At 68.4% G+C, this 25,222-nt stretch carries 25 protein-coding genes; 3 read left to right on the forward strand and 22 right to left on the reverse strand.

Annotation, left to right across the window (positions count from 1 at the left end; all coding sequences use genetic code 11):
- Positions 1-7: 7 nt before the first annotated feature.
- A complete protein-coding gene (locus tag ACTHN1_RS04900) occupies positions 8-1,174 on the reverse strand; it encodes a fatty acid desaturase family protein (RefSeq protein WP_440469836.1) in 1,167 nt (388 codons plus the stop codon).
- Complete coding sequence (locus ACTHN1_RS04905) at positions 1,174-2,280, reverse strand: ferredoxin reductase (RefSeq protein ID WP_440469837.1); 1,107 nt, start codon at positions 2,278-2,280, stop codon at positions 1,174-1,176. Before ACTHN1_RS04905 ends, ACTHN1_RS04900 begins: the two co-directional genes overlap by 1 nt.
- 109 nt (positions 2,281-2,389) lie before the next feature.
- Here ACTHN1_RS04905 and fabR point away from each other — a divergent pair, with 109 nt between their 5' ends.
- Positions 2,390-3,037 carry an HTH-type transcriptional repressor FabR gene (gene fabR / locus ACTHN1_RS04910; protein ID WP_440469838.1) on the forward strand — a complete coding sequence of 216 codons (648 nt, stop codon included), beginning with the start codon at positions 2,390-2,392 and terminating at the stop codon, positions 3,035-3,037.
- Positions 3,038-3,043: 6 nt separating this feature from the next.
- Here the strand turns inward: fabR and ACTHN1_RS04915 are convergent, their stop codons facing one another.
- The 11 genes from ACTHN1_RS04915 to ACTHN1_RS04965 all read right to left on the reverse strand — a co-directional run bounded on the left by ACTHN1_RS04915 (position 3,044) and on the right by ACTHN1_RS04965 (position 14,186).
- Positions 3,044-3,550 carry a L,D-transpeptidase family protein gene (locus tag ACTHN1_RS04915; protein WP_440469839.1) on the reverse strand — a complete coding sequence of 169 codons (507 nt, stop codon included), beginning with the start codon at positions 3,548-3,550 and terminating at the stop codon, positions 3,044-3,046.
- Positions 3,551-3,740: 190 nt separating this feature from the next.
- Positions 3,741-5,372 carry an acyl-CoA dehydrogenase family protein gene (locus tag ACTHN1_RS04920; protein WP_440469840.1) on the reverse strand — a complete coding sequence of 544 codons (1,632 nt, stop codon included), beginning with the start codon at positions 5,370-5,372 and terminating at the stop codon, positions 3,741-3,743.
- Between the two features lie 70 nt (positions 5,373-5,442).
- Positions 5,443-6,669, reverse strand: a complete 1,227-nt coding sequence (locus ACTHN1_RS04925) for an FAD-dependent oxidoreductase (protein ID WP_440469841.1) — start codon at positions 6,667-6,669, stop codon at positions 5,443-5,445.
- 71 nt (positions 6,670-6,740) lie between these two features.
- Positions 6,741-6,947: a cold-shock protein gene (locus tag ACTHN1_RS04930; protein ID WP_141456387.1), complete on the reverse strand. Its 207-nt coding sequence runs from the start codon at positions 6,945-6,947 to the stop codon at positions 6,741-6,743.
- An 89-nt stretch (positions 6,948-7,036) separates the two neighbouring features.
- Positions 7,037-7,783: an S-methyl-5'-thioinosine phosphorylase gene (locus ACTHN1_RS04935; protein WP_440469842.1), complete on the reverse strand. Its 747-nt coding sequence runs from the start codon at positions 7,781-7,783 to the stop codon at positions 7,037-7,039.
- Positions 7,780-8,355 (reverse strand): hypoxanthine-guanine phosphoribosyltransferase, encoded by a 576-nt coding sequence (locus ACTHN1_RS04940; protein ID WP_440469843.1) that lies wholly within the window; start codon positions 8,353-8,355, stop codon positions 7,780-7,782. The genes ACTHN1_RS04935 and ACTHN1_RS04940 overlap by 4 nt, the downstream gene beginning before the upstream one ends.
- The gene (gene nagZ / locus ACTHN1_RS04945; RefSeq protein ID WP_440469844.1) at positions 8,355-9,359 is read right to left on the reverse strand and encodes a beta-N-acetylhexosaminidase; all 1,005 of its coding nucleotides are present in this window, start codon (positions 9,357-9,359) and stop codon (positions 8,355-8,357) included. Before nagZ ends, ACTHN1_RS04940 begins: the two co-directional genes overlap by 1 nt.
- Positions 9,360-9,370: 11 nt before the next feature.
- The gene (locus ACTHN1_RS04950; protein WP_440469845.1) at positions 9,371-9,889 is read right to left on the reverse strand and encodes a CYTH domain-containing protein; all 519 of its coding nucleotides are present in this window, start codon (positions 9,887-9,889) and stop codon (positions 9,371-9,373) included.
- Between the two features lie 96 nt (positions 9,890-9,985).
- A complete protein-coding gene (gene rlmD, locus ACTHN1_RS04955; protein WP_440469846.1) occupies positions 9,986-11,350 on the reverse strand; it encodes a 23S rRNA (uracil(1939)-C(5))-methyltransferase RlmD in 1,365 nt (454 codons plus the stop codon).
- A 175-nt stretch (positions 11,351-11,525) separates the two neighbouring features.
- On the reverse strand, positions 11,526-12,158 hold the full coding sequence (locus ACTHN1_RS04960; protein WP_440469847.1) for a YdbL family protein: 633 nt from the start codon (positions 12,156-12,158) through the stop codon (positions 11,526-11,528).
- A gap of 18 nt (positions 12,159-12,176) precedes the next feature.
- The gene (locus ACTHN1_RS04965; RefSeq protein ID WP_440469848.1) at positions 12,177-14,186 is read right to left on the reverse strand and encodes a hypothetical protein; all 2,010 of its coding nucleotides are present in this window, start codon (positions 14,184-14,186) and stop codon (positions 12,177-12,179) included.
- A 45-nt stretch (positions 14,187-14,231) separates the two neighbouring features.
- Here ACTHN1_RS04965 and ACTHN1_RS04970 point away from each other — a divergent pair, with 45 nt between their 5' ends.
- Positions 14,232-14,894: a response regulator gene (locus ACTHN1_RS04970; RefSeq protein WP_440469849.1), complete on the forward strand. Its 663-nt coding sequence runs from the start codon at positions 14,232-14,234 to the stop codon at positions 14,892-14,894.
- A gap of 12 nt (positions 14,895-14,906) precedes the next feature.
- On the opposite strand, the gene recO is transcribed toward ACTHN1_RS04970, so the two are convergent.
- From recO to rpoE, 9 genes are all read right to left on the reverse strand, one after another.
- Positions 14,907-15,638, reverse strand: a complete 732-nt coding sequence (gene recO, locus ACTHN1_RS04975) for a DNA repair protein RecO (RefSeq protein WP_440469850.1) — start codon at positions 15,636-15,638, stop codon at positions 14,907-14,909.
- Positions 15,639-15,726: 88 nt separating this feature from the next.
- The gene (gene era, locus ACTHN1_RS04980) at positions 15,727-16,650 is read right to left on the reverse strand and encodes a GTPase Era (RefSeq protein WP_440469851.1); all 924 of its coding nucleotides are present in this window, start codon (positions 16,648-16,650) and stop codon (positions 15,727-15,729) included.
- Positions 16,647-17,324: a ribonuclease III gene (gene rnc, locus ACTHN1_RS04985; protein ID WP_440469852.1), complete on the reverse strand. Its 678-nt coding sequence runs from the start codon at positions 17,322-17,324 to the stop codon at positions 16,647-16,649. The genes era and rnc overlap by 4 nt, the downstream gene beginning before the upstream one ends.
- 3 nt (positions 17,325-17,327) lie before the next feature.
- Complete coding sequence (locus ACTHN1_RS04990; protein ID WP_440469853.1) at positions 17,328-17,708, reverse strand: DUF4845 domain-containing protein; 381 nt, start codon at positions 17,706-17,708, stop codon at positions 17,328-17,330.
- 38 nt (positions 17,709-17,746) lie between these two features.
- A complete protein-coding gene (gene lepB, locus ACTHN1_RS04995; RefSeq protein WP_440469854.1) occupies positions 17,747-18,541 on the reverse strand; it encodes a signal peptidase I in 795 nt (264 codons plus the stop codon).
- Positions 18,542-18,644: 103 nt separating this feature from the next.
- The gene (lepA, locus tag ACTHN1_RS05000) at positions 18,645-20,453 is read right to left on the reverse strand and encodes a translation elongation factor 4 (RefSeq protein ID WP_440469855.1); all 1,809 of its coding nucleotides are present in this window, start codon (positions 20,451-20,453) and stop codon (positions 18,645-18,647) included.
- Between the two features lie 137 nt (positions 20,454-20,590).
- Positions 20,591-22,120 (reverse strand): DegQ family serine endoprotease, encoded by a 1,530-nt coding sequence (locus tag ACTHN1_RS05005; RefSeq protein WP_440469856.1) that lies wholly within the window; start codon positions 22,118-22,120, stop codon positions 20,591-20,593.
- Positions 22,121-22,199: 79 nt separating this feature from the next.
- The gene (locus ACTHN1_RS05010; protein WP_440469857.1) at positions 22,200-23,141 is read right to left on the reverse strand and encodes an RseA family anti-sigma factor; all 942 of its coding nucleotides are present in this window, start codon (positions 23,139-23,141) and stop codon (positions 22,200-22,202) included.
- Entirely contained in the window at positions 23,138-23,758 is a 621-nt protein-coding gene (rpoE, locus tag ACTHN1_RS05015) for an RNA polymerase sigma factor RpoE (RefSeq protein WP_440469858.1), read from the reverse strand. The genes ACTHN1_RS05010 and rpoE overlap by 4 nt, the downstream gene beginning before the upstream one ends.
- A gap of 329 nt (positions 23,759-24,087) precedes the next feature.
- Between rpoE and ACTHN1_RS05020 the strand changes: the two genes are divergently transcribed.
- Positions 24,088-25,222, forward strand: a 1,135-nt coding sequence (locus ACTHN1_RS05020) for an enoyl-CoA hydratase-related protein (RefSeq protein WP_440469859.1), incomplete at its 3' end; no start/stop codon positions are given.

The raw sequence follows: 25,222 nt of genomic DNA on the forward strand, positions 1-25,222 counted from the left end.
TGTTTTCTCAGGCCGCTTCCGGCGCGGGCTCGGATTCCGGCAGCACCAGCGGCACCTTGATGCGCGCGCGGCTCGGGAAGGCGTGCCGCAGGATGCGCCAGATCACCTGGCCGAACTGGCGCGGCAGCGAACCGGTGTTGTAGTGCTGGCCATAGCGCGCGCAGATCTCGCGCACTTCCACCGCCATCTCCGCGTAGCGGTTGGCCGGGATGTCCGGATAGAAATGATGTTCGATCTGGTGGCTCAGGTTGCCCGACATCACGTCCATCCACTTGCCGCCACCGATGTTGGACGAACCACGCAGCTGGCGCAGGTACCAGTGGCCACGCGATTCGTTCTTGATGCATTCCTTGGGGAAGGTCTCGGCATCGGCGGTGAAATGCCCGCAGAAGATGATCACGTAGGTCCATACGTTGCGCATGCCGTTGGCGACCAGGTTGCCCAGCAGCACCGGCAGGAAGAACGGGCCGGCCAGCAGCGGGAACACCAGATAGTCCTTGATCAGCTGGCGCGCGGCCTTGCGCAACACCGGCCGCGCCTTGCGGCGCAGCTGCGCGGTGGTCATCTTGCCGTGCCACCAGCGACCCAGCTTGAGGTCCTGGATGGCCACGCCCCACTGGAAATACAGCGCGAAGAACACCGCGACAATGGGCTGCACCAGGTAGAACGGTTTCCACTTCTGTTCCGGGAAGATCCGCAGCAGGCCGTAGCCGATGTCATCGTCCAGGCCGCGGATGTTGGTGTAGGTGTGGTGGCGGAAATTGTGGGTGTGCCGCCAGTTCTCGCTGGTGGCGATGATGTCCCACTCGTAGGACCGGCCATTGATCTGCGGATCGCCCAGCCAGTCGTACTGGCCGTGGATGACGTTGTGGCCCAGCTCCATGTTTTCCAGGATCTTGGCGCCTCCCAGCAGCAGCGCGCCGAGGATCCAGACCGGCCAGAACAGCCACGCCCAGGCCTGCCCGGCCACCAGCAGGCCGCCCAGCAGCGCGGAGGCGAACAGCAGCGTGCGCGCGATCACTTCGATATAGCGGACCGCCGCGATGACGCGGCGGATGTAGCGCGCGTCGCGCTCGCCGAGGGTCGCCACGGTGCGCGCGCGGAGCGCGTCCAGTTCGTCGCCGAAGCGATCCAGTTCGGCGGGAGTCAGGGCCCGGTTGCGTGAAGCGCTCATCAGAGATCCAGTTCCAGATCGGTCACGGCGCTGTTGATGCACAGCTTCAGCGCCTGGGAAGGTTCGTGCGCCAGCGCGCCGCTGGGCAGATGGCGGGTGCTGCCGGCGGCCTTGCCGCAGGCGCAGGTATTGCAGATGCCCATGCGGCAGCCGGATGCGGGCTTCAATCCCGCCTCTTCCAGCGCCACCAGCAGCGATTGTCCACGTGGCACCCGCAGGCGGCGTCCACTGCGGGCCAGATGGATTTCGACTTCGCCACGGTCTTCCACCGCATGCGGGGCCGGGCTGAAGGCCTCGGCCTGGAAGCCCGCCACGCGTCCGTCCAGCAGGCGCCGCGCGGTTTCGACGAATCCGCCAGGACCGCAGGCCATCACCCGGCGACCGGCCAGCGCCGGAATCCGCGCGTCCAGCCAATTGGCGTCGATGCGACCGGTCCGTTCCCCGGCATCCCGCGCGGCCTCGCCGGTCAGGCCGACGTGCAGGCGGAAACGCGGATGGCGCGCGGCCAGCGCACGCAGTTCATCCAGGAAGCACAGCTCCTCGCGGGTGCGTGCCCAGTACGCCAGATCCAGATCGACCGGCATGCCCTCGGCCGCCAGTTGCCGGGTCAGCGCCATCAGCGGCGTGATGCCGCTGCCGGCCGCCAGGAACAGCCAGGCCCCCTCGGGGCGCGCCGGCAGGCACAGCTCGCCAAAGGCCGGACCGAGTTCGAACACCTCGCCCGCGCGGGCCTGGCCGAACAGGTATTGGCTGACCCGCCCCGCCTCCACCGCCTTGACGGTGATCGCCAGCAGGCCGTCCGCGCGCGGCGGTTCGGTCAGGCTGTAGCTGCGGGTGTGGCGGACGCCGCCGATGTCCACCCCCAGGTTGACGTGCTGGCCCGGGCGGAAGCCGGCCCAGTGCCGGTTGGGCTTCAGCCACAGCGTCACCGCGCCCCGCGCCGCGTCTTCCCGCGCGACCAGCCGCGCGCGCGGCCGCTCCCAGGTCCAGTTGCGGTTGACCCGACCGGCCCAGAAATCGAAGACGTCGGGGGCGATCAGCGGGCTGATCAGCCGGCGCAGCGCGCCCGCGGGACGGCGGGCGGCAGGGAGGACACGAGCGTTCATGGCAAGCACTATACCGGTGTCAATACAGTCGTGTATACAACCGTATATTAATTCTTGCCGCTATGATGCGGACCAATCTCCCTCCATTCAGCCCCGTACGCTCCAGTCCATGTCCTCGACCGCCCTCCCCCATCACGACGACCACGGCCCCGGCCGCAAGGCGACGATTTCCCGGGAGGATCTGCTGGCGGCGGCGTTGAAGCTGCTGGGACCGCACCGCGGCGTCTCCACCCTCAGCCTGCGCGAGGTCGCGCGCGAGGCCGGCATCGCACCCAACAGCTTCTATCGGCAGTTCCGTGACATGGACGAACTGGCGGTGGCGCTGATCGACGTGGCCGGCAGTTCGCTGCGCAAGATCATCGGCGAAGCCCGCCAGCGCGCCGCCGGCAGCGATCGCAGCGTGGTGCGCAGTTCGGTGGAGGCCTTCATCGAACAGCTGCGCGCCGACGACAAGCTGCTGCACGTGCTGCTGCGCGAAGGCACCGTCGGTTCCGACGCCTTCAAGCAGGCGGTGGATCGTGAACTGGAATTCTTCGAGGAAGAACTGCGCATCGATCTGATCCGCCTGGCCATCCGCGACAACGCGCCGCTGCACGAGCCGGCACTGGTGTCCAAGGCCATCACCCGGCTGGTGTTCGCGATGGGCGCCACCGCGATGGATCTGCCGCCCGAGAAAGACCCGGAACTGATTGATCAGATGTCGCAGATGGTGCGCATGATCATCACCGGTTCGCGCGCGCTCGCGGCCGGGCGCTAAGGCTCCTCAGGGAACGATCCGGATCGGCGTGCCGACCGGGACGCGCCGCCAGATCTCGTCCATTTCCGCGTTGGTCACCGCGATGCAGCCGTCGGTCCAGTCGCCCCGGTAACCCGGCGGCGTGGCGCCGTGGATCATGATGTCGCCGCCCGGATCCACGCCGCGGGCCCGCGCCTGCCGGCGGTCCGCTTCGTTGGGATAGGAAACGCGCAGCGACAGGTGGAAGCGGCTGCGCGGATTGCGATAGGTGATGCGGTAGTCGCCTTCCGGGGTTTTCTCGTCGCCCTGCTGTCGCTTGTGCCCGATGGGCGCATCGCCCAGCGCGATCCGGTAGGTCGAGATCACCCTTCCGTCGCGCAGCAGCTCCATCCGGCGCTGCGCCTTGTACACCCGGATCGCATCGGCGTGCTGTGCGGCGGGCAGCAGGCCGGGCGGTTCGCCTGCCGTCGCGCTTGCGGGCAGCACGAGAAACAACCCGAGAAATCCCAGCACGTACCCGCGATACCGGGCCATGCGCTCCCTTGTTCGAGACAGTGCATCCATCGGAGCCATGCTAGCGCAGCGCGCCGCCCCGGGCCCGCCATCACCCGAATCACCCGCTGTGCCCGCCATGCGGCATGGCCTGGATACGTTGGTTTTCGTGTTCTCCGCCGGTCGGCGCAAAGCCCGCGGCGACGAGGCGCTCCTGTCACGCGGACGCGGATCACCCGGGCAAGGCGCGGGCCAGGATGACGCCGGCGTCCTCGTTTCCCGACAGGCTGCCGAATGCCCATTCGTGTCCCGGCGCCAGCCGCTGACGAACGAACACATCGGCCATCGGGCTGCCGGCACGCAGCAGCGCGGCGGCCTGCAGGGCCCGCGCGAGCCGTTCCGTCACTGCGCGCGCGCCGGCCTCGCCGATGCCGGCGCCCTCGACCTCGGCGATCAATCGGGTAGCGAACGCGTCGAATGCCGGCGTCCTGCCGCTGGCCGATTCCAGTTCCGCCCGCAAGGCCACCCGCGTTTCCGGCTCGCGCGCCAGCGCCCGCAGCACGTCCAGGCACTGGACGTTGCCGCTGCCTTCCCAGATCGAGTTCAGCGGCGCCTGCCGATACAACCGGGGCAGGATGGATTCCTCGACGTAGCCCGCGCCGCCCAGGCACTCCTGCGCCTCGTTGACGAAGGCCGGCGTGCGCTTGCAGATCCAGTACTTGCCGACGGCGGTGGCGATGCGCGCGAACGCGGCTTCGCCGCCTTCCCGCGGCGCGCGGTCCCCCCCCCCCGCCACCCGCAGCGCGAACGTGGTCGCGGCCTCGGATTCGATCGCCAGGTCCGCCAGCACGTTCGCCATCAGCGGATGGTCCACCAGCCGCTTGCCGAACGTGCGCCGATGGCGCGCATGGTGCAGCGCCTGCGCCAGCGCCATCCGCATCTCCGCCGCCGAGCCGAGCATGCAGTCCAGCCGGGTCAGCATCACCATCTCGATGATGGTCGCCACGCCGCGCCCTTCCTCGCCCACCCGCCAGGCCAGCGCGTCGCGGAACTCGACCTCGCTGGAAGCATTGGACCAATCGCCCAGCTTGTCCTTCAGGCGCATCAACGCGAACCGGTTGCGCTCGCCATCGGGAAGGCGGCGCGGCATCAGCAGGCAGGTCAGTCCTCCCGGCGCCTGCGCCAGCACCAGGAAACCGTCGCACATCGGCGCCGAGAAGAACCATTTGTGCCCGATCAGCCGGTAGCCCTCGCCCGCCGGCGTCGCCGTGGTGGTGTTGGCGCGCACGTCCGAGCCGCCCTGCTTCTCGGTCATGCCCATGCCCAGGGTGATGCCGCCCTTGTCGGCCAACGGCAGATCGCGCGGGTCGTACAGCGGCGCCGCGGCCTGGTCCGCCCACGCCGCCAGCGACGGTTCGCGCCGCAGCACCGGAACCGCCGCGTGGGTCATGGTCAACGGGCAACTGGTGCCGGCATCGGCCTGGTGATGCAGATAGCTCAGCGCCGCGCGCGCCACGTGCGCGCCGGGTTCGGGTTCGTGCCAGGACAGGCCGGCCACGCCGTGCGTCTTGGCCGCCTCCATCAACCGGTGATAGGCCGGATGGAATTCCACCGTATCGATGCGGTGGCCGAAGCGATCGTGGGTACGCAGGCGCGGGCGATCCCGGTTGGCGTCGAAACCGATGCGGTACAGCTCGTCGCCGGCCAGCGCGCCATAGACCGCCAGGCGCGGTTCGAAGGTAGCGCTGCCCTCGCGCCGGACCGCTTCGCGCAGCGCCGCGTCGTCCCGCCATAGATCGCGCGGCTCGAACGCGGGCGGCTGGTTCGCGACCTGGTGGGTTTCGAAGGGCGGCAATCCGTTCATCGCGGGGCTCCGATCGCGGCTGTGCCGTCGATTCTCGCCCAAAGCGGCCTGGCCGTGGTCGTCGCCCGCTTCACACCCGCGCCGCGAGCGCGGCGAGGAAGGCCGGATTCAGCGCCAGGTGGCCCAGCACGCCATGCTGGGTGCCGCTGAGCACGCGCAGCATGTGCCGGCTGCCCCATGGCATCCGGCCCAGAGGCAGGAAGGCGACATCGCGCATGCGCGCGATCCCGTCGTGATCGGACTGGAAAATCGGCGTCAGCCAGCGACTCCAGAACTGATAGATGCGCACATGCGCCTCGCGCTCGCGCTGGTAGCGCGCCAGCGCGGCGTCCAGCCCGGTCTCGGCGCGCAACGCGTCGCGCAGCGACAGCGCATCCATCAGCGCCATGTTGACGCCCTGCCCCAGCTGCGGGCTCATCGCGTGCGCGGCGTCACCGGCCAGCACCAGCCGGCCACGCGACCAGCGGCGCAGGGTCGCATCGTGATAACCCGCGCGCGCCAGTTGCGCCGGTTCGCGCAATCCGGCCAGCTGCGGTTCGATCGCGGGCCAGATTGCCGCCACTTCCCGCTTCCAGCCGTCGATGCCCGCGCCGTGCCACTGCTCGAACGTGGACGCCGGCAGGCTCCAGAAGAAACTCAGGCGGGGCGTGTCGTCGTCCGGCCGCGTGCCCACCGGCAACATGCCGATCATCTTGCGCGCGGCGACGTAGCGCTGGCGCAGTTCGTCCGGATAGGGCCAATCCATCTGCGGCACCAGGCACCACAGCGCGCCCCACGGATAGACCGTGTCCCGCTTCACCGCGCCGGTGAACCGGCGCAGGCGCGAAGCCGCGCCGTCGGCGGCGATCACCAGATCGTAGGGACCATGGCGCGCGCCCTGCTCGTCGACCAGCCAGCCGGTGTCTTCCTCCACCGAGGCGATGGACACGCCCTGGCGCACGTCGGTCCGCCCGGGCCAGGCATCGGCCAGCAGGGTGAACAAGGCGCCGCGTTGCATGCCCAGGCCGAACAGGCCCGCATCCAGCCGCGCATAGCGCATGTCCATGACCGCGCGTCCGCACGGGGTTTCCCCGTACAGCCGGCGCACGCGCCGGCCATGCGCCAGCGCGGCGTCCAGCAATCCCAGTTCCCAAAGCACCTGCAATCCGGTCGGCTGCAGCAGGAACCCCGCGCCCACCGGCCCCAGTTGCGGCGCGCGCTCGAACACCTCCACCGCATGCCCGTCGCGCGAGAGCAGCAGCGCCAGCGCCTGGCCGGCGGTGCCGTATCCGACGATGGCGATATGTTTTTTCCGCATCCGTGTGGCGTCCCCCATACTCATAAAAAACCCCGCCGAAGCGGGGTTCGAAAAATCTCGCAGCGTTGCAATCAGTCGGACGGCGTGACGCTGCCGGCCTGTGCGCCCTTCGGGCCCTGGGTCACTTCATAGGTCACTCGCTGGCCTTCTTTCAGGCTGCGGAAGCCCTTGGAGTTGATCGCGGAGTGATGCACGAAGACATCGGCGCTGCCATCTTCTGGCGCGATGAATCCGAAGCCCTTGGCATCGTTGAACCATTTCACGGTACCGTACGGCATAGCGCTTGCGTTTCCTTGTAAGTGCGGGTGGTTAACGTGCGGCGGCAACCGCACCCGCGGAGTATGCAAAGGCTTTGCCGCGTTGACAATCACCCGCGCGCGAGTTCGCCGATCAGTTCCGGCAGGCCGGCCGAGGCCGCTTCGACGTTGGCCAGCACCTCGGCCATGGTGATTTCCTCGCCGGTTCCGCAACCGGCCGCCCAGTTGGCGACGATCGCCAGGCAGGCGTAATCCAGCCCCAGTTCGCGTGCCAGCCCGGCTTCGGGCATGCCGGTCATGCCCACCAGATCGCAGCCATCGCGGCGCATGCGCGCGATCTCGGCCTTGGTTTCCAGGCGCGGGCCCTGGGTGGCGCCATAGCAGCCACCATCCACAAGTTTGACGCCGGTCACGCGCGCGGCCGCGACGATCTTGTGCCGCAGCAAAGGCGTGTAGGGATCGCCAAAGTCCACGTGCAGCACGTCGCTGCCCGGCTCCTCGCAGATCGTGGAGATGCGTCCCCACGTGTAATCGATGATCTGATCCGGGCAGGCCAGCACGCGCGGACCGAACCGTTCGGTAATGCCACCCACCGTATTGAGCGCCAGCACCCGGGTGGCGCCGATGTCCTTCAGCGCGGCCAGGTTGGCGCGGTAATTCACCTGGTGCGGTGGCACCGAATGGCCTTCGCCATGCCGGGCCAGGAACGCGACCTTCTGGCCCAGCAGATGGCCGATGCGGATCGGACCGGACGGCTTGCCGAAGCGGGTATCGACTTCGCGCGTCTCGACATCGGCCAGCGCGGCCAGCCGGTAGACGCCGGTGCCGCCGATGACGGCGAGCGCAATCCCGCTCATGCGCCTTCCTTGAGCGCGTAGATGGCCGGCAGATTGCGGCCCTGCTCGTAGTAGTCCATGCCGAAACCGAACACGTATCGGTCGGCCACTTCCACGCCCATGTAATCGGCCTGCACGCCTTCGACGCAGCGGTCATGGCGCTTGACGCTGAGCGCGGCGATGCGCACGTCGGTGGCGCCCTGCTCCAGGCACCACTGGCGCACGGCCAGCAGGGTGTGGCCCTCGTCGAGGATGTCGTCGACCAGCAGCACGCGGCGGCCGTACAGCGCGGTGGCCGGACGGTGCTTCCACACCAGCTCGCCGCCGGAGGTCTCGCCGCGATAACGGGTGGCGTGCAGGTAGTCGAATTCCAGATCCAGGCCATGCGTGCCCAGTTCCAGCGCCAATTGGCCGGAGAACGGCAGCGCGCCGTGCATGATGGTCAGGTAGACCGGCACTTCGCCCGCGTAGTCGCGGGCAATCGATTCGGCCATGCGCGCAATCGCATGGTCCAGGGTGGCGCGTTCCACCAGCAGATCGGCATTGGCCAGCGCATCGGCCAGCGAAGGACGCGTCGTTCCCAGTTTGCTCATCACACCACTCCTGTATTGCCGAGCACGCGCGCCTGCGCCTGCCCATAACGTTGATCGGCCAGCAGGCCGTCCCAGCCCAGCGCGCCGCGGCCGATCAGGCCCAGCAGCGCGGCGGTGTTCAGGGCGCGCCCTTCCACCGCCTTGAGCGACTCTTCCACCAGTTTCGGCGAGCACACCAGCACCACGTCGCAGCCGGCGTCCAGGTGCAGATCGATGCGCGCCTTCACGCCGCCGGCGGAGAACGCCGCGGCCATGCCGATGTCGTCGGAGAACACCACGCCGCGGAAACCCATCTCCGTGCGCAGGATGTCCCGGATCCAGCGCGGCGAGTAGCCGGCCGGTTCCGGCGCCACCGCCGGGTACTTCACGTGCGCCATCATCACCGCGTCCGCGCCGGCCTCGATGCCGGCCACGAACGGCAGCAGATCCTGCCCGCGCAGTTCGTCCAGCGTGCGCGGGTCGGCCGCGTCGTCGTAATGGGTGTCTTCCAGCACCGTGCCGTGGCCCGGGAAATGCTTGAGCGTGGCCGGCATGCCCACGCTGTGCATGCCCTGCACGTAGGCGCGGGTAAAGGCGGCCACCACCTGCGGATCCGCGTCGAACGCGCGATCGCCGATGGCGCGGTTGCCACGTGCCAGATCCACCACCGGGGCGAAGCTCAGGTCGATGCCGCTGGCCTGGATCTCGCTGGCCATCAGCCAGGCGTGTTCCTGCGCCAGTTGCAGCGCGGCCTGCGGATCCTGCGCGTAACGCTTGCCGAAGCCCTCCAGCGGCGGCAGCGCGCTGTAGCCCTCGCGGAAGCGCTGCACCCGGCCGCCCTCTTGGTCCACGCAGATCAGCTGCGGGCGCGGCGCGGCTTCGCGGATGGCGGCCGACAGATCGGTCACCTGCGCGCGCGAGGCGAAGTTGCGGGTGAACAGGATGACGCCGGCGACGGCGTCGTGCCGCAGCCAGTCGCGCTCCTGGGCGCTGAGTTCGGTGCCGGCAATGCCGATGACGAGCATGGTGGGAATCCTCAGGGAATGTCGCTGGCGCTGCGTTCGTCCGCCGACCACCGGGCGTACGGGCGCGAGGCCAGGGCCAGATTGTAATAGCGGGCGCTGTCGGTGACCTGCCGGCCGATCCAGTCCGGTTTCACGAAGGCTTCATCGGCGCTGTCCAGCTCGATTTCCGCCACCACCAGCCCGGCGTTCTCGCCCAGGAACTCGTCGACCTCCCACAGGTGCCCGGCATGGCGGACATAGTGGCGGCGCTTGTCGATCAGCCCTCCCACGCACAGGTCCAGCAGCGCGCGCGCTTCGGCGACGGGGATGGGGTAATCGAATTCCTGGCGGGTATGGCCAAGCTCGCGCGACTTCAGGTTGAGGTAGGCCGCATCGCCCTGGATGCGCACGCGCACCGACGCCTTCTGACGCCCCTCGTCCATCGCCGCCATGTCGTTGAGGTAGCCCTGCGCCATCGGCACGACCTCATGCGCCGCCTCGCGCCAGCCATCGCCGGTGACCAGGAATTTGCGTTCGATTTCCAAAGGCATGGGATGAAGCCGTGAATGGGGAATGGAGAATCGGGAATCGTTGAAGCAGGAACGGAGAGCGAGCGCATTGGCTTTCGATTCCCCATTCTCGATTCCCTATTCCCGTCGTTCAAACAACGCAATCGATTCGACGTGGGCGGTGTGCGGGAACATGTCCATCACCCCGGCCGCCTTCAGTTCGTAACCCTGTTCGTTGACCAGGAAGCCGGCGTCGCGGGCCAGCGAACCGGGGTGGCAGCTGACGTAGACGATACGCTTGAACTGTTTCAACGGCAGTTGCTTCAGCACCTCGATCGCACCCGAGCGCGGCGGGTCCAGCAGCAGCTTGTCGAAGCCCTGGCGCATCCAGCCCGCGCCGCGCTGGTCCTGGGTCAGGTCGGCGGCATGGAACTGCGCGTTCGCCAGCTGGTTGCGCCCGGCGTTCTCGCGCGCCCGCGCCACCAGTCCGGCGTCGCCTTCCACGCCCACCACCTCGCCGACCAGGCGCGCCATCGGCAGGGTGAAATTGCCCAGGCCGCAGAACAGATCCAGCACCCGGTCCTGCGGCTGCGGATCCAGCAGTTCGAACGTCCGCGCGATCATCTTCTGGTTCAACCCGGCGTTGACCTGGATGAAGTCCAGCGGCCGGAACGCCAGTTCGATGTTCCACTGCGGCAGGGTGAACGCCAGCGCCGGCGCCTCCGGCCACAGCGGATGCACGCTGTCCACGCCGCCGGGCTGCAGGAAGATCGCGAACGCGTTTGCCTGGCCGAACGCGGCCAGCGCCGCGCGGTCGGCATCGCCCAACGGCTTCAGGTGGCGGAACACCAGCGCGATGCCGCTGAATTCGGCGGTGGCGTCGCCGGCGATGAATTCGATCTGGGGAATGTCGGCGCGGGCCTCCAGGCCCTCCACCAGCGCCGCCAGCGCGCCGATGCGGCCACCGATTTCCGGAATCACGGTATGGCATTCGGACAGGTCGGCGACGAAACGCGGATCCTGTTCGCGGAAACCGACCAGGGTCTTGTCCTTCTTGTCGACCCGGCGGACCGAGAAGCGGCCCTTGCGCCGGTAGCCCCAGCTGGCGTCAACCAGCGGCGCCAGCACGGTCGCGGGCGTGACGTGGCCGATGCGCTCCAGGTTCTCCATCAGCACCCGCTGCTTGGCGTGGATCTGCTTGTCCTCGTCCAGATGCTGGAGCACGCAGCCACCACAGGTGCCGAAATGCGCGCAGCGCGGCGCGACCCGATCCGGCGAAGCCTGCAGCACCTCGATCGTGCGCGCCTCGTCGAAATGGCGGTTCTTGGCGGTCTGCTCGGCCATCACCCGCTCGCCCGGCAGGGCGCCGGCCACGAATACGGCCTTGCCGCTCTCACCGGGCGCGGCGGCGCGGCGGGCAACGCCCCGACCGTCGTGGGTCAGGTCGAGGATCTCGGCTTCAAAGGGGGTTTTGTCGATGCGGGGGGAACGGCTGCGGGCCACGTGGCGGAAGCTGCGTGCGAACTACGGGGCGCCATTGTCGCATGAGCCGGGGCCGGGCTTTCCCCGGCGATTCCGCCGGGAGCCAATCCCCGCTCCCCGCCGGCGCGGGCGCCCCCCTTTTTTCCAAAAAGGGGGCAGGCATTCGGGTCCGCGCGCTCGACCCCGACGGGCTTTCCTACTTCTGCTTCCAGCCGGCTGCGTCCTGGTACCACCATCCGCCGCGGGCGCTGGCGATCCATTGCTGGGCGAAGGTCTGGCGGATCTGCGCTTCCCATTCCGGATGGCCGTTGGCCACGGCGATCTCGCGGTAGACCGCCTTGCGATCGCGATTGTCGTCGGCCACCGCCTGGGTCATCGCCACCCGATCCTTCAGCGCCAGCTTGGCGGGGTCGCGCACTTCGATCATGCCGTCGCGGGTCAGGCCCAGCGCGCCGGCATCGAAGCCGGCCTGCAACTGGCTGCGGAAGCGTTCCGCCATGCGCCCCTGGATCGCCTGGATGGCGGGCGTCTTGATGTTGATGTCGGCATTTTCCTGCGCGTGCGCGCTGGCGATGCCGACCAGCGACAGCCAGTCGAAGCCGCGTCGCGACACCGGCGTCAGCGACGCGCTGCCGCCCGGGGTCGCCGGCACGCTGGAGTCGGGTTTGGCTTCGGGCCTGGCCGGCGTCTTCGCATCGTCACCGATGACCTTTTCGACGAACTCGCGCGCCGCTTCCTTGGCTTCGGCCGCGGGGAAGTAGACATTGATGGTGACGCACGCGGTCAACACCAGCGCGGCGGCGACAGAGGTTCCCAACCAACGATGCATGTGCGTTTCTCCTGATGGCTACTGGAATACCGGTTTGCTCTCGCCGCTGGTCACGTCGCCCAGGCGCTTGACCAGGGTCGGCCAGTCGACCCGACGGTTGAAGCCCACCACGGTCAGGCGCGGCAGGCCCTTGCCTTCGACAATGATAAAGCCGGCTCCGGCTGAACCCAGCCCGTCCATCTGGCAGACGTCCTCGGCCAGATGGCAACGGATGCCGATGCGGCGATATCCGAAGTCGTCGAACAACTTGAGCGCCTGCGCCTGCAGGCTGCTGCCCAGCCCCTGGCCGCCACCGACGCTGGAAAGATCCTGCACCGCGCGCTGGCTGATCCGCTGGCGCCCGCGCCATTGCGGGTCGGTATGCAGGTCCGCATCGAATCCCTGCGGACTCCAGTCGACCAGCCGCAGATCGCGGATGTGGCCATCCAGCGCGCCGGTGATTTCGCCGAAGCCGAACACGCCGGTCAGCGCCTGCAGATCCAGATCGTCCAGAGCGATGTCGGCGGACAGTGTCGGCGCGGTGCCGAAGGGACGTTCCATCGACAACCCGGAAACCTCCACGCTGCCGCCAAACATGCGCGCGGTCAGCGCGCCGTCGAAATCGAGCCGATCCTCGGCATAGCGCACGCGCGGAATCCGTCCGCTGAGATTGCCCTGGAAGGCGGGCCAGTGCATCGCCGCCGCCAGCTGGCCGATGTCCAGGTTTTCCACGCTCAGGCCGAAGTCGAAGGCCAGCCCGTGTTGCCCCCGCGGAGGACGCAGGTTCAGGCCTTCGAACATCAGACCACCGCCCAGCGCCGGCACGGTCACGGATTGGCTGAGCGCGATGACGCCGTCGGCGCTGCGCAACGGGAACGCCGCCGCGCCGAACGGCAATCCATGCAGGGCTCCGCCGCGCCAACCCAGGACGCTGTCGCGCCGGCCATCGCCGGACAATACCGGCTGCCCGTAGATGCCGAGCAGTTGGAAGCGATCGCGGCCATCGCGCAGATCCACCTCACGCAGTTCCGCGCCCGCCTCATGCAGCACGCCGGCCCGCATCTCCAGCCGCCCGCTCATCGCCCCGCTCATGCGCAGATCCGCCAGACCGGCCAGGCCCAGCCAGCCGGACAGGTAGCGGGCCTGCAGCGGCGCCAGATCATCGCTGCGCAGTTGCAGCGACGCATCGCGGACATCCAGCGCCGGATCCAGGCTCAGCGCTCCGCGCAGCTGGAGCGCGGCGCCATCGTCCCAGCTCAGGCCGGGCAGTTCCCAGCCGCCGTCCGGCCAGCGCCGCGCCGCCAGATCGACGCTGACCGGCGTGGACGGCAGCGCGATGTAGGCGTTGCCCGCGAGCAGCTCTCCCCCGCGCAGTTCGCCTTGCAGGGTCACCAGCGTCTGCCCCGGGAACTGCCGATAGTCCATCCGCATCGCGGCCGAAAGGCCCTCGGCGGCGATGCCGCCGTCCGGCGTATCCAGGGAGAGTCCGCGCAGGCGCAGCGGACCGGATACCTGCAACGGCCCCTGTCCGGGCACGCGCAGTTCCAGCCGGCCGTCCAGCTGTCCCGCTTTCAGGCGCGCGTCGGCCCAGGCCTGCGCCACCAGCGCCTGCGCCCAGCTCACCGGCACCTGCACCAGATCCACCCGGGTGAGGTCCGGCGCGGCGGCATTGCGCGACAGGGCCAGCGCCGACGACCCGGCGGCGAGCCGTGCCTCGGTGCGGGCGACGTCAATGGCGACATCCAGCCGCATCGGGGCGCCGCCGCCGCCGCTCACCCGGCCCTCGCATCGCCAGCGCCCCTGTTCGCCGCGCTGCAAGGGGCAGGTCCAGCGCAAATCGCGCCAGCGATAGCCCAGCTCGTCCGCGCGCACCCGCCCCGCCCGCAGGGACAGCTCGCCGACCGTCGCGTCGGCGGGCCAGTCCAAGCGGACCTCCACGTCCTCCAGCACGGCCACCGGCGTGCTCACGCGTGCGATGTGTGCGCTGGCGACGCGCGCATGCGCGGGGACAACCGGTGTCAACCCGAGCAGCACCAGCAGCGTTAACATGCGACCGCACATGGAGGCAGCATAACGATGTCCCGGGACGAAGGAATGAAGCCACGCCTGCTGCTGGTCGAGGACGACCCGATCAGCCACGCCTTCATGCTGGCCGCGCTGGAAGCCCTGCCCGCCCGGGTCGACAGCGCCGCCACCGTCGCGCAGGCGCTGCGCGGCGAGGACCGCCACGATCTCTGGCTCATCGACGCCAACCTGCCCGACGGCAGCGGCACGCAGTTGCTCGCGGGCCTGCGCCGCCTGCATTCGCGCACGACGGCGCTGGCCCACACCGCCGATCCCTCGCCGGCCACGCGCCAGTCCCTGCTGGAGGCGGGGTTCAGCGCGGTGCTGGTCAAGCCGCTGTCCGCGGCCGAACTCCAATCCACCGTGCGCAGCCACCTGCCGACGCATGCGGTCATCGCCCGGGACTGGGATGAAACCGCCGCGTTGAAGGCCCTGAACGGCAACCAGGAACACGTGGCGACGCTGCGTCGGCTTTTTCTCGACGAACTCCCCGGCAGCGTCGGCGCCATCGAACAATCTTTTCGGGACGGCGATCAGGACGCGCTGCGGGCGGTCCTGCACAAGCTTCGGGCCAGTTGCGGCTTTGTCGGCGCCAGCCGGCTGGCGACGGCGGCGCAGCACCTGCACCAGAGTCCCGCGTCGCTGGAAGCGCTGATGGATTTCCGCGCCGCGGCGGACGCGCTCCAGGCCTGATCGCCGCGCCTTTCAGGCGCGCGGCTTCAGTCGTCCCAGTTCGCCGATGAGTTCCCACGACTTCAAGCCGCGGGGGCCGAGGTGGTGCGCCAGCACGCCGCGCAGGGCCAGGCGCAGGCTGGCCAGATCCTCGGAGGGAGGGGGCTGGTTGGCGGCCAGCGCCAGCAGCGCGCGGCCGGTGGCCGCCGCACTGCGTTCGGCGTGCCCGCGATCACTGAACAACCGGCGCGGTCCCTGCTCCGGATCCAGCTGATAGCGGGCCGCCGGATCGATCGCGCGGCCATCGCTGTCCTGGTCCAGTGCGAAACCGAAACCCAGCGCGTCGAGCAGATCGCGTTCGAACTGCCGCAATGTCCAGGCCAGTCCCTCGCCGTGGCGGAACCGCTCGCGCGCGCCGGCGTAGGCCTGGAACAGATCCGGCAGCGGGTCGTGCCGTGGCGCCAGTCGCAGCACCAGTTCGTTGAGATAGAAGCCGGCCAGCATCGTGTCGCCGCCCAGGCGCGGCGCCGTGTCCAGCGCTTCGGCCGCCACCAGCCGCGCCAGTTCACCACGCGGATCGGCGTCGAGCCGGATGTATTGCAACGGTTGCAGCGCGGCGCGCAGCGCCTGTTTCTTCGGCCCGGTCACGCCGCGCGCCACCAAGCCCAGCCGGCCATGATCCTCGCTCAGCACTTCCACCAGCAGGCTGGTCTCGCGCCAGGGCCGCGCATGCAGGACGAACGCGTGTTCGCCGGTGATGCGCATTCAGTGGCCGGGATGGGAGGTGGGGGACTGGGGCGTCGCGAAAGCCAGGACGCGCGAAACCGGGAATGCCTGTGCGCGGTGCGCAGGCTTACTCATAACCGAAGGCCTTGAGGGCGGTTTCGTCGTCGGACCAGCCTTCGCGCACGCGCACCCAGGTTTCCAGGAACACCTTGCGGCCGAACAGGTGCTCCATCTGCATGCGGGCCTTGCTGCCGATTTCCTTCAGCCGCGCGCCCCCCTTGCCGATGACGATCGCCTTCTGGCTCTCGCGTTCGACCCACACCACCGCGCCGATGCGCAGCAGCTCACCCTGCTTGGGCGAGACTTCCTCGGTGAAACGTTCGATCTCCACCGTGGTCGCGTATGGCAGCTCGGCGCCCAGTTGGCGCATCAGCTGCTCGCGGATCAGTTCGCCGGCCAGGAAGCGTTCGCTGCGATCGGTGATCTCGTCCTCGCCGAACATCGGCGGGGCTTCCGGCAGCAGCGCCAGCACGTCCTTCACCAAAGCGTCCAGGCCATTGCGCTTGAGCGCGGAAATCGGATGCACGCTGGCGAACTGGCGACCCTCGGACACCTGCGCCAGGAACGGCAGCAGCGCGCTCTTCTCGCGCAGCCGATCCACCTTGTTGATCACCAGCACCACCGGGATGCCGGCATCGCTGAGCACGTTGTAGGCCAGGGTGTCCTCGTCGTCCCAGCGGCCCGCCTCGATCACCAGCAGGCCGGCGTCCACGCCTTCCAGCGCGCCGCGCGCGGCGCGGTTCATCACCCGGCTCATCGCCGAGGCGGAGAACTTGCCCTGCTGTTTGTGCAGCCCCGGGGTGTCGACCAGCACGATCTGCCCTTCCGGAAAAGTCGCGATGCCCAGCAGGCGATGCCGGGTGGTCTGCGGGCGGCTGGACACGATGCTGACCTTGGCGCCGACCAGGGCGTTGGTCAGGGTCGATTTGCCCACGTTGGGGCGGCCAATCACGGCAACGCTGCCGCTGCGGGTCTGGGGGGTGTCGCTCATTCGACGGTATTCCGTTTGGTCTCGGCCAGTTGATCCAGCACCGCGGCGGCCGCGGCCTGCTCGGCGATGCGGCGGGACGTGCCCTCGCCCTCGGCCGACAGCGGCGGCTCCTGGATGCTGCAACGGGCCAGGAATTGCTTGGCGTGATCGTCGCCGCTCTCGGACACCAGTTCGTACAGCGGCAACGGACGCTGGCGCGCCTGCAGCCATTCCTGCAGGCGGGTCTTGGCGTCTTTTTCCGGTTTGCCGACCGGCAGGGCGGCCAGCGATTCCTCGAACCACGGCAGCACGACCTCGCGGCAGGCTTCGAAGCCGGCGTCCAGGTAGATGGCCGCGACCAGCGCTTCCAGCGCGTCGGCGAGAATCGAGTCCCGGCGGTGGCCGCCGGATTTCATTTCGCCCGGCCCCATCGTCAACTGCGCGCCCAGATCCAGGCGACGCGCGATGAGGGCCAGCGAAGCTTCGCGCACCAGTTCGGCGCGCGCGCGGGTCAAGGCGCCTTCGTCGGCCTTGGGCCAGCGCTGGAACAGCGCTTCGGCAACCAGCAGGTTGACGATGCCGTCGCCGAGAAACTCCAGCCGTTCATTGTGGGGCGCTCCAGCACTGCGATGGGTCAGGGCCTGCCCCAGCAAACCCTGATTGACGAATGCGTGCGTGAGCCGGAGCGCGCTCAAACCTTATTCCGGACTGCGGAGCGTCAGCTCCTGGGTGCTGTCGAACTTGCCGACCACGTCCAGGTTGGCGACCATCGGGCGGCGGACTTCATAGGCCACGCGCATCTTCCAGCCACGATCGGCGCGCTCGAACTTGACGTTCGCCGGCTTCACGTTTTCGGTGTAGTCGATCGCCAGCCGGCGGAAGAACCGATCCTGGATCCGGCTCGGATCCCAGTCGGCCACGCCCGGCTCCTCGGACAGGCCGCGCATGGCGGCCCGCACCGCGTAGTACTCCTGGTACATCGGGAACAGCTTGATGGCAATGAACGCGGCGGACCCCGCCACCACGAGCACGATCAGGAACCCGATGAAGGTGATACCGCTCTGACGCTTGTGATTCATTGCCATTCCCCCGTTGAACGACCTGGTTGATGTTGCCGTCACTGGATGCGGTTGCCGATCCGGGACGGTTCGAAGCTCCCCTTGCAGAACCAGTCCTCGCAGTTCAGCCAGATCAGGAAGGCCTTGCCGCGCAGGTTCTCTTCCGGCAGGAAGTGGGTCTGGGTCCACAACCGGCCGTCCTCGCTATTATCACGATTGTCGCCCATCACGAAATAGTGGCCCGGCGGCACGATCCACTCGCCCTCGCCGGTCGCCCGATCCAGCACTTCCAGCACCTTGTGCGGGCGGCCCGGCAGCTGTTCCTCCAGCAGGGTCGCGCTTTCGGCACCCCTCGGCAGGCCACGCCCGCTGTAGGTACCCAGGGTCTGGTAGGCCAGCGGCTGGCCATTGATCGAAACGGTGTTGCCCTGGAAGCCGATGCGGTCGCCCGGCAGGCCGATGACCCGCTTGATCCAGTTGTTTTCCGGATCGTGCGGCGGCTTGAACACCACCACATCGCCGCGCTTGGGTTCGCCGATGGCGACGAACTTGCGGTTGTTGATCGGCAGGCGCAGGCCGTAGGCGAACTTGTTGACCAGGATGAAATCGCCAATCAGCAGGTTCGGCATCATCGAACTGGACGGAATCTTGTACGGCTCGGCGACGAAGCTGCGCAGCACCAGCACGATGGCCAGCACCGGGAAGAACGCCCGCGAGTAGTCCACCAGTACCGGCTCCTCGTCGAGCAGCCCGCCACGGGTGGCGCGGCGCTTGGCGAACAACAGCTTGTCCAGCAGCCAGATGACGCCGGTGAGCAGGGTCAACACGACCAGGATTGTTTCGAACCAGACCATCTAGTGTTCCTTCTGTTCCTTCGGAACGGGATTGGAGATTCGGGAGTGGGGATCCGCGCAGGAACCCTTGCCGGTTCCCCTCGCCAAGCCCCCGACGCCCAGCTTACTTGCTGTCGACCTGCAGCACCGCCAGGAAGGCCTCCTGCGGAATTTCCACGCGACCGACCTGCTTCATCCGCTTCTTGCCTTCCTTCTGCTTTTCCAGCAGCTTCTTCTTGCGGGTGATGTCGCCACCATAGCACTTGGCCAGCACGTTCTTGCGCATCGCCTTGACCGTGCTGCGGGCGATGATCTGCGAGCCGACGGCGGCCTGGATGGCCACGTCGAACATCTGCCGCGGAATCAGCTCGCGCATCTTCTCGGTCAGCTCGCGGCCACGCCGATCGGCCTGCCCGCGATGGACGATCAGCGACAACGCGTCGACCTTGTCGCCATTGATCAGGGTGTCCATCCGTACGAACGGACCCGCCTGGAAGCGCAGGAAGTGATAGTCCAGCGAAGCGTAACCGCGACTCACCGACTTGAGCTTGTCGAAGAAATCCAGCACCACCTCGGCCATCGGCAGTTCGTAGCTGATCTGCACCTGGCTGCCCATGTAGGTGATGCCGATCTGGCTGCCACGCTTCTCCTCGCACAGCGTGATCACGCTGCCCACGTAGTCCGGCGGGGTGAGGATGTTGGCGCGGATGATCGGTTCGCGGATTTCCTCGATCTGGTTGACCGGCGGCAGCTTGGCCGGGTTGTCCAGCGGAACCACCGTCTCATCGGTCTTGAGGACTTCATACACCACCGTCGGCGCGGTGGTGATCAGGTTGAGGTCGTACTCGCGCTCCAGCCGCTCCTGCACGATTTCCATGTGCAGCATGCCCAGGAAGCCGCAGCGGAAACCGAAGCCCATGGCCTCGGAGCTTTCCGGTTCGAAACGCAGCGCGGCATCGTTGAGGCGCAGCTTTTCCAGCGCCTCGCGCAGCGCCGGATAATCTTCGGCATCCACCGGGAACAGGCCGGCGAACACGCGCGGCTGCATTTCCTGGAAGCCCGGCAGTGGCTTGGGCGCGGGGTCGGCGGCCAGGGTCAGGGTGTCGCCGACCGGGGCGCCGTGCACGTCCTTGATGGACGCGGTGATCCAGCCCACCTCGCCGGCGCCCAGCTTGTTGAGCACCTTGCGCTTGGGGGTGAACACGCCGACGCTGTCGACCTGGTGGGTGCGCCCCGTCGACATCACCAGGATCTTGCTGCCCGGCACGATGTCGCCCTGCATGACCCGCACCAGCGAAACCACGCCCAGGTAGTTGTCGAACCAGGAGTCGATGATCAGTGCCTGCAGCTTGTCGGTGTCGCGCGGCTGCGGCGGCGGGATGCGATGGACGATCGCTTCCAGCACCTGCTCCACGTTCAGGCCGGTCTTGGCGCTGACCGCCACCGCGTCGGCGGCGTCGATGCCGATGACGGCCTCGATCTCGCTCTTGGCGCGCTCGATGTCGGCGGTGGGCAGGTCGATCTTGTTCAGCACCGGCACCACTTCCAACCCCTGCTCCACCGCGGTGTAGCAGTTGGCGACCGACTGGGCTTCCACGCCCTGCGCCGCGTCGACCACCAGCAGCGCGCCCTCGCAGGCGGCCAGCGAACGCGAGACTTCGTAGCTGAAGTCCACGTGGCCGGGGGTGTCGATGAAGTTCAGATGGTAGATCTGCCCGTCCTGTGCCTTGTACGGCAGGGACACGGACTGGGCCTTGATGGTGATGCCGCGTTCGCGCTCGATCGGATTGGAGTCGAGCACCTGCGCTTCCATCTCGCGGGCGTCGAGGCCACCGCAGAGCTGGATGATGCGATCGGCCAGGGTCGACTTGCCGTGATCGACATGCGCGATGATGGAGAAATTGCGGATGTTCCGCATGGAATCAGAGGACATGAGGGGGCGGCGGCCACGGCCGTCGTCAGGATAACGGGGCATTATCGCATGGTCGGGGGCGATCCCGGCCTCCGCCCCACAAACATGAACGCCCGCCGGGAACCCGGCGGGCGTTCAAAGGACCGCTGGAAGCGGGCTTACGGCTTGTCGTCGCCCGCGGTCACGGCCAGGAACCGCGTCACGCCGCCCTGCCGGACCAGCAGCATGACGGTCTGGCCGGACTTGATGTCCTTGAGCTGGCCGTTGAGCGCCGCCGCCGAACCCACCGGCGTGCGTCCGACCTGCAGCACCACCATGCCCGGCGCGAGGCCGGCTTCGCGCGCGGCGCTGCCGTTGATGCGGGAAATCAGCACGCCCTCGCCCGCCTTCAATCCCATCTGTTTGCGGGCGTTGGCGTCCAGATCCTGGCCCACGATGCCGAGCGGGTTGCTGCCGGCGGTCTGGGCGGGCTTGCCCGGCACGGCCGGCAGGCCACCGGCCGAGGCCGTGTTCTCGTTGAGCTCGGTCAGGGTCACGCTCAGATCCTTGGGCTTGCCGTCGCGCATGACCGTGATGGTGGCCTTGGTGCCCGGGGTGAGCGCGCCCACCAGCGGCGGCAGATCCGACGAGTCATTGATGGGCGCACCGTTGAAACCGGTGATGATGTCGCCCGGCACCAGGCCAGCCTTTGCCGCCGGGCTGTCTTCCAATACCTGGTTGACCAGCGCGCCGCGCGAGTCGGTGGCGCCCATGCCGCGCGCCTTTTCCGTCGTCAGCGGCTCGACCACCACGCCCAGCTGGCCACGGCTGACCTTGCCGGTCGCCTTCAGCTGGTCCACCGCGCTCATCGCCAGATCGATCGGAATCGCGAAGCTGATGCCCATGTAGCCGCCGGAGGCGGAGAAGATCTGGGAATTGATGCCGACCACTTCGCCGCGCGTGTTGAGCAACGGGCCACCGGAGTTGCCCTGGTTGATCGCCACGTCGGTCTGGATGAAGGGCACGTAGCGCTGTTCCTGGCCGCCGGTGCTGCGGCCCACCGCGCTGACCACACCGGCGGTGACCGAGTGATCCAGGCCGAACGGCGAACCGATCGCCACCACCCACTGGCCCGGCTTCAGGGTCTTGGAATCGCCCAGGCGCACGGTCGGCAGGCCCTTGGCTTCGATTTTCAGCAGCGCCACGTCGTACTGCTGATCGCTGCCGATCACCTTGGCGGTGAATTCGCGGCGATCCGGCAGTTTGACCTTCACCTCGTCGGCGCCGTCGATCACGTGATGGTTGGTCAGCACGTAGCCGTCGGCGGAAATGATGAAGCCCGAACCGGCGGAGACCCCGCGCGGACCACGGCCCCGATCACCGGGACCCGGCATCTGGAACCCCGGCGGCAGCATCCGGCGGAAGAACTCGGGAATCTCGTCCTCCCCCATCGCCTCGCTGGTGCCGGCGGTCCGGCGGCTGCCGATCTGGGCTTCGATGTTGACCACGCCCGGCCCGACCTGTTCGACCAGATTGGTGAAATCCGGCAGGCCGGCGACCAGCTGCGGCGCGGACGACTGCGCCACGGCAGGCACCGCCGCCACCGGGGCCGGCGTGGACGCCGCCTGATCCGCCGGGCGCGCGCAGGCGGCCAGCGGCACGGTGAGGATCAACAGGGACAACACGTTGGAGCGGGCACTCAGGCTCATCGAATGCAGGCCTCGATCAAGGGTCTTGGGTGGGAACCCGGCGCGGCCACGCGCCGGGGAATGACAGTGCGACCGCCGCTCAGCGCTGCGGTGCGTGGGCCGGTTCGGCCGACGGCGCTACCGACGACGAAGGCGCGGGCGACGGCGCGAATGGATAGAACGTGCGGGCGCCCGAATCGCTGGAGAAACCGGCGTTGAAGGCGCCGCTGGCCGGATACTGCGACAGCGTCGAACGCGGCCACGGCCGGGCCTGTGGCGTCACCACCGGCGCCTGCGAGAACGGATCGGCATTGCGGGCCAGCGCGGTGGCCGGCGCATTGGTCACGATGCCGGAATTCGCGCTCGTGGCCGGAGGCAAGGTGATCGGCGGCCTGGCGCTGGCGACCGCGCGAACCGGTTCCCGCATCACCCGGGCAGCGGCGCTGCGCGCGGCCTGCTGGGTACGGGTCGCGCTGCGACGGGAAGCGGCATCGGCACGGCGCGGCACGCTCGCCACGGCGACCGCGGCGGTCGCCGCCGACGCCAGGGTCTGCTCGGCGGCGCGGGCGCCGTCGGCCAGGGTGCCGGTGTCGGCCGTTGCGGGCGTTCCCGCGCCATCGGCCGGCGCTGCCGGCACGGCCGCCATCGACGGCGCCGACGAAGCGGCGTCTTCCTGCGGGACCTGCTGGCGGGCCATGAACAAGGCGACCAGCGCCACCGAAGCGGCCAATGCGCCACCGCCCCAGCGGGCCAGGCGGCCCCGCGGCGTGCCCGTCGCCTCCTGGTTGGCGGCCGGTCGGCGAGCCTCGGCGGCCACCGCCAACGCCACCTTCGCGGCGAAACCTTCCGGCGCGGGCGCCTGGGCCTGTCCGCGCAGCACGTCGCCGCACAGCTGCCAGCGTTCCCAGCACGCGTTCAACTCGTCGTCGTGCTGCAGGCGACGCAGCAGGAAACGGGCTTCATCGGGCGACAACTCACCGTCCATCAACGCCGAAAGCTGCTGGCGGTTGTGGATGTCCAGTTTGTCGTGTTCTACGGTCATGGGCGGCTACGCTCCCGGGTGGCACTGTCTATGTCGAGCAAGGGTCGCAATTCGGCATCGATGGCTTCACGCGCACGGAAAATGCGGGAACGCACGGTGCCGATGGGGCAATCCATCTTCTGCGCGATTTCTTCGTAACTCAGGCCGTCCACCTCGCGCAGGGTGATGGCGGTCCGCAACTCCTCGGGCAATGCATCCACCGCCTTCATCACCGTGCGCTCCAGCTCCTGCCGCATCAGCTCGCGCTCGGGGGTATCCGTATCGCGGAGGCGGGTTCCGGCGTCGTACTGTTCGGCGTCGGCGGCGTCGACGTCATCCGTCGGCGGCCTGCGGTTGTGGGCGACAAGGTGGTTCTTGGCGGTATTCACTGCAATCCGATGAAGCCACGTATAGAACTGGGCATCGCCCCGGAAGTTCCCCAGCGCGCGGTAGGCGCGCAGGAAGGTCTCCTGGGCCACGTCCTGGCATTCGCTCCAGTCGTGGATGTAGCGCCCGATGAGGGCCACCACCCGATGCTGGTACTTGCGCACCAGCAGATCGAAGGCCGCGCTGTCGCCGCGCTGCACCCGCTTGACCAGTTCGAGGTCCAACTCCTGTGTTGAATCGGTTCCGGCCATGCCGGGCTGCACTCCTGTGAGCTCGGCCATCAGCCGGGCAATGTGACCGCATCCGCGGAAAAAAGTTCACGGGTGGGTAGCAGGCCTGACCGGCCCCGTTTCCCATTCCGCCGTCACTGCCGGCTGGCCGCTCGCCGCGGCTCCGGCCCGAATGGCCGAAGCGCGCCGCCAACCGGAAAAACCGGCGGGATATCAAGAATTTAACCGCCAGCGCAGGATCATTTCCCAAGCCGCCGATCAACCCCTGTCCCGGATATGCGGATTTGACGCGGGTTAAACAACCTCGGGATGATAGCGGTCTTGTCCATACGTAAACGGATGGTCCGATCATGGCCGCAAACTTCGATGGGCTTCGATTCAGTCACTGGCAGACCGAACTGCGCAGCGACGGCATCGTCGTCCTCAGCTTCGACCGCCAGGGCGCCAGCGTCAACGCGTTCTCCCAGGACGCCCTGATCGAGCTGTCAGACCTGCTCGAACGCCTCGCCATCGACCCGCCCAAGGGCGTGGTGCTGCGTTCGGCCAAGGCCTCCGGCTTCATCGCCGGCGCGGATCTGAAGGAATTCCAGGAGTTCGACCGCCGCGGCACCGTCAACGACGCCATCCGCCGCGGCCAGAGCGTGTTCCAGAAACTGGCCGAACTGCCCTGCCCGACCGTCTCGGCCATCCACGGTTTCTGCATGGGCGGCGGCACCGAGATTTCGCTGGCCTGCCGCTACCGCGTGGCCTCCAGCGACGCGTCCACCCGCATCGGCCTGCCCGAGATCAAGCTGGGCATCTTCCCGGGCTGGGGCGGCAGCGCCCGCCTGCCCTATCTGATCGGCGCGCCGGCCGCGCTGGAATTCATGCTCAGCGGCCGCAACGCCTCGGCCGAGAACGCCCGCGCGATCGGCCTCGTCGATGCGCTGGCGTCGCCCGAGCTGCTCGTGGAAAAGGCGCGCGAACTCATCCTGCATCCGCCGACGCGGCCGCTGAAGCAGCGCGCACTGGCCTGGATCACGAATACCTGGCCCGTGCGCCAGGTGCTCGCGCCGATGATCCGCAAGCAGACCGCGGCCAAGGCCAATCCGTCCCACTACCCGGCGCCGTTCGCGCTGATCGAGACCTGGCGCCGCGGCGGCGCCCTCGGCAAGCGCCTGAACAACGAGGCGCGCGCGGTGGCCAAGCTCGCCCAGACCTCGACCGCGCGCAACCTGATCCGTGTGTTCTTCCTGCAGGAACAGCTCAAGGGACTCGGCGGCGGCGTGGCCCACGGCATCGATCACGTGCACGTCGTCGGCGCCGGCGTCATGGGCGGCGACATCGCGGCCTGGTGCGCGCTGCGCGGCTTCCAGGTCACCCTGCAGGACCGCGAGATGAAATACATACAGCCCGCGCTCGAACGCGCGCGCGAGCTGTATGCCAAGCGCCTGAAGACGCCCGAGCGCATCAACCCGGCGCTGGACCGCCTCAAGGCCGACGTCG

It is taken from the genome of Pseudoxanthomonas sp. (genome assembly GCF_051953815.1).
Classification (GTDB): Bacteria; Pseudomonadota; Gammaproteobacteria; order Xanthomonadales; family Xanthomonadaceae; genus Pseudoxanthomonas_A.

Bases quoted from the DNA above. Each gene is read 5' to 3' on its own strand.
- ACTHN1_RS04900 (WP_440469836.1), bottom strand. From the start codon at position 1,174: ATGAGCGCTTCACGCAACCGGGCCCTGACTCCCGCCGAACTGGATCGC.
- ACTHN1_RS04905 (WP_440469837.1), bottom strand. From the start codon at position 2,280: ATGAACGCTCGTGTCCTCCCTGCCGCCCGCCGTCCCGCGGGCGCGCTG.
- fabR (WP_440469838.1), top strand. From the start codon at position 2,390: ATGTCCTCGACCGCCCTCCCCCATCACGACGACCACGGCCCCGGCCGC.
- ACTHN1_RS04915 (WP_440469839.1), bottom strand. From the start codon at position 3,550: ATGGCCCGGTATCGCGGGTACGTGCTGGGATTTCTCGGGTTGTTTCTC.
- ACTHN1_RS04920 (WP_440469840.1), bottom strand. From the start codon at position 5,372: ATGAACGGATTGCCGCCCTTCGAAACCCACCAGGTCGCGAACCAGCCG.
- ACTHN1_RS04925 (WP_440469841.1), bottom strand. From the start codon at position 6,669: ATGCGGAAAAAACATATCGCCATCGTCGGATACGGCACCGCCGGCCAG.
- ACTHN1_RS04930 (WP_141456387.1), bottom strand. From the start codon at position 6,947: ATGCCGTACGGTACCGTGAAATGGTTCAACGATGCCAAGGGCTTCGGA.
- ACTHN1_RS04935 (WP_440469842.1), bottom strand. From the start codon at position 7,783: ATGAGCGGGATTGCGCTCGCCGTCATCGGCGGCACCGGCGTCTACCGG.
- ACTHN1_RS04940 (WP_440469843.1), bottom strand. From the start codon at position 8,355: ATGAGCAAACTGGGAACGACGCGTCCTTCGCTGGCCGATGCGCTGGCC.
- nagZ (WP_440469844.1), bottom strand. From the start codon at position 9,359: ATGCTCGTCATCGGCATTGCCGGCACCGAACTCAGCGCCCAGGAGCGC.
- ACTHN1_RS04950 (WP_440469845.1), bottom strand. From the start codon at position 9,889: ATGCCTTTGGAAATCGAACGCAAATTCCTGGTCACCGGCGATGGCTGG.
- ACTHN1_RS04960 (WP_440469847.1), bottom strand. From the start codon at position 12,158: ATGCATCGTTGGTTGGGAACCTCTGTCGCCGCCGCGCTGGTGTTGACC.
- ACTHN1_RS04965 (WP_440469848.1), bottom strand. From the start codon at position 14,186: ATGTTAACGCTGCTGGTGCTGCTCGGGTTGACACCGGTTGTCCCCGCG.
- ACTHN1_RS04970 (WP_440469849.1), top strand. From the start codon at position 14,232: ATGAAGCCACGCCTGCTGCTGGTCGAGGACGACCCGATCAGCCACGCC.
- recO (WP_440469850.1), bottom strand. From the start codon at position 15,638: ATGCGCATCACCGGCGAACACGCGTTCGTCCTGCATGCGCGGCCCTGG.
- era (WP_440469851.1), bottom strand. From the start codon at position 16,650: ATGAGCGACACCCCCCAGACCCGCAGCGGCAGCGTTGCCGTGATTGGC.
- ACTHN1_RS04990 (WP_440469853.1), bottom strand. From the start codon at position 17,708: ATGAATCACAAGCGTCAGAGCGGTATCACCTTCATCGGGTTCCTGATC.
- lepB (WP_440469854.1), bottom strand. From the start codon at position 18,541: ATGGTCTGGTTCGAAACAATCCTGGTCGTGTTGACCCTGCTCACCGGC.
- lepA (WP_440469855.1), bottom strand. From the start codon at position 20,453: ATGTCCTCTGATTCCATGCGGAACATCCGCAATTTCTCCATCATCGCG.
- ACTHN1_RS05005 (WP_440469856.1), bottom strand. From the start codon at position 22,120: ATGAGCCTGAGTGCCCGCTCCAACGTGTTGTCCCTGTTGATCCTCACC.
- ACTHN1_RS05010 (WP_440469857.1), bottom strand. From the start codon at position 23,141: ATGACCGTAGAACACGACAAACTGGACATCCACAACCGCCAGCAGCTT.
- rpoE (WP_440469858.1), bottom strand. From the start codon at position 23,758: ATGGCCGGAACCGATTCAACACAGGAGTTGGACCTCGAACTGGTCAAG.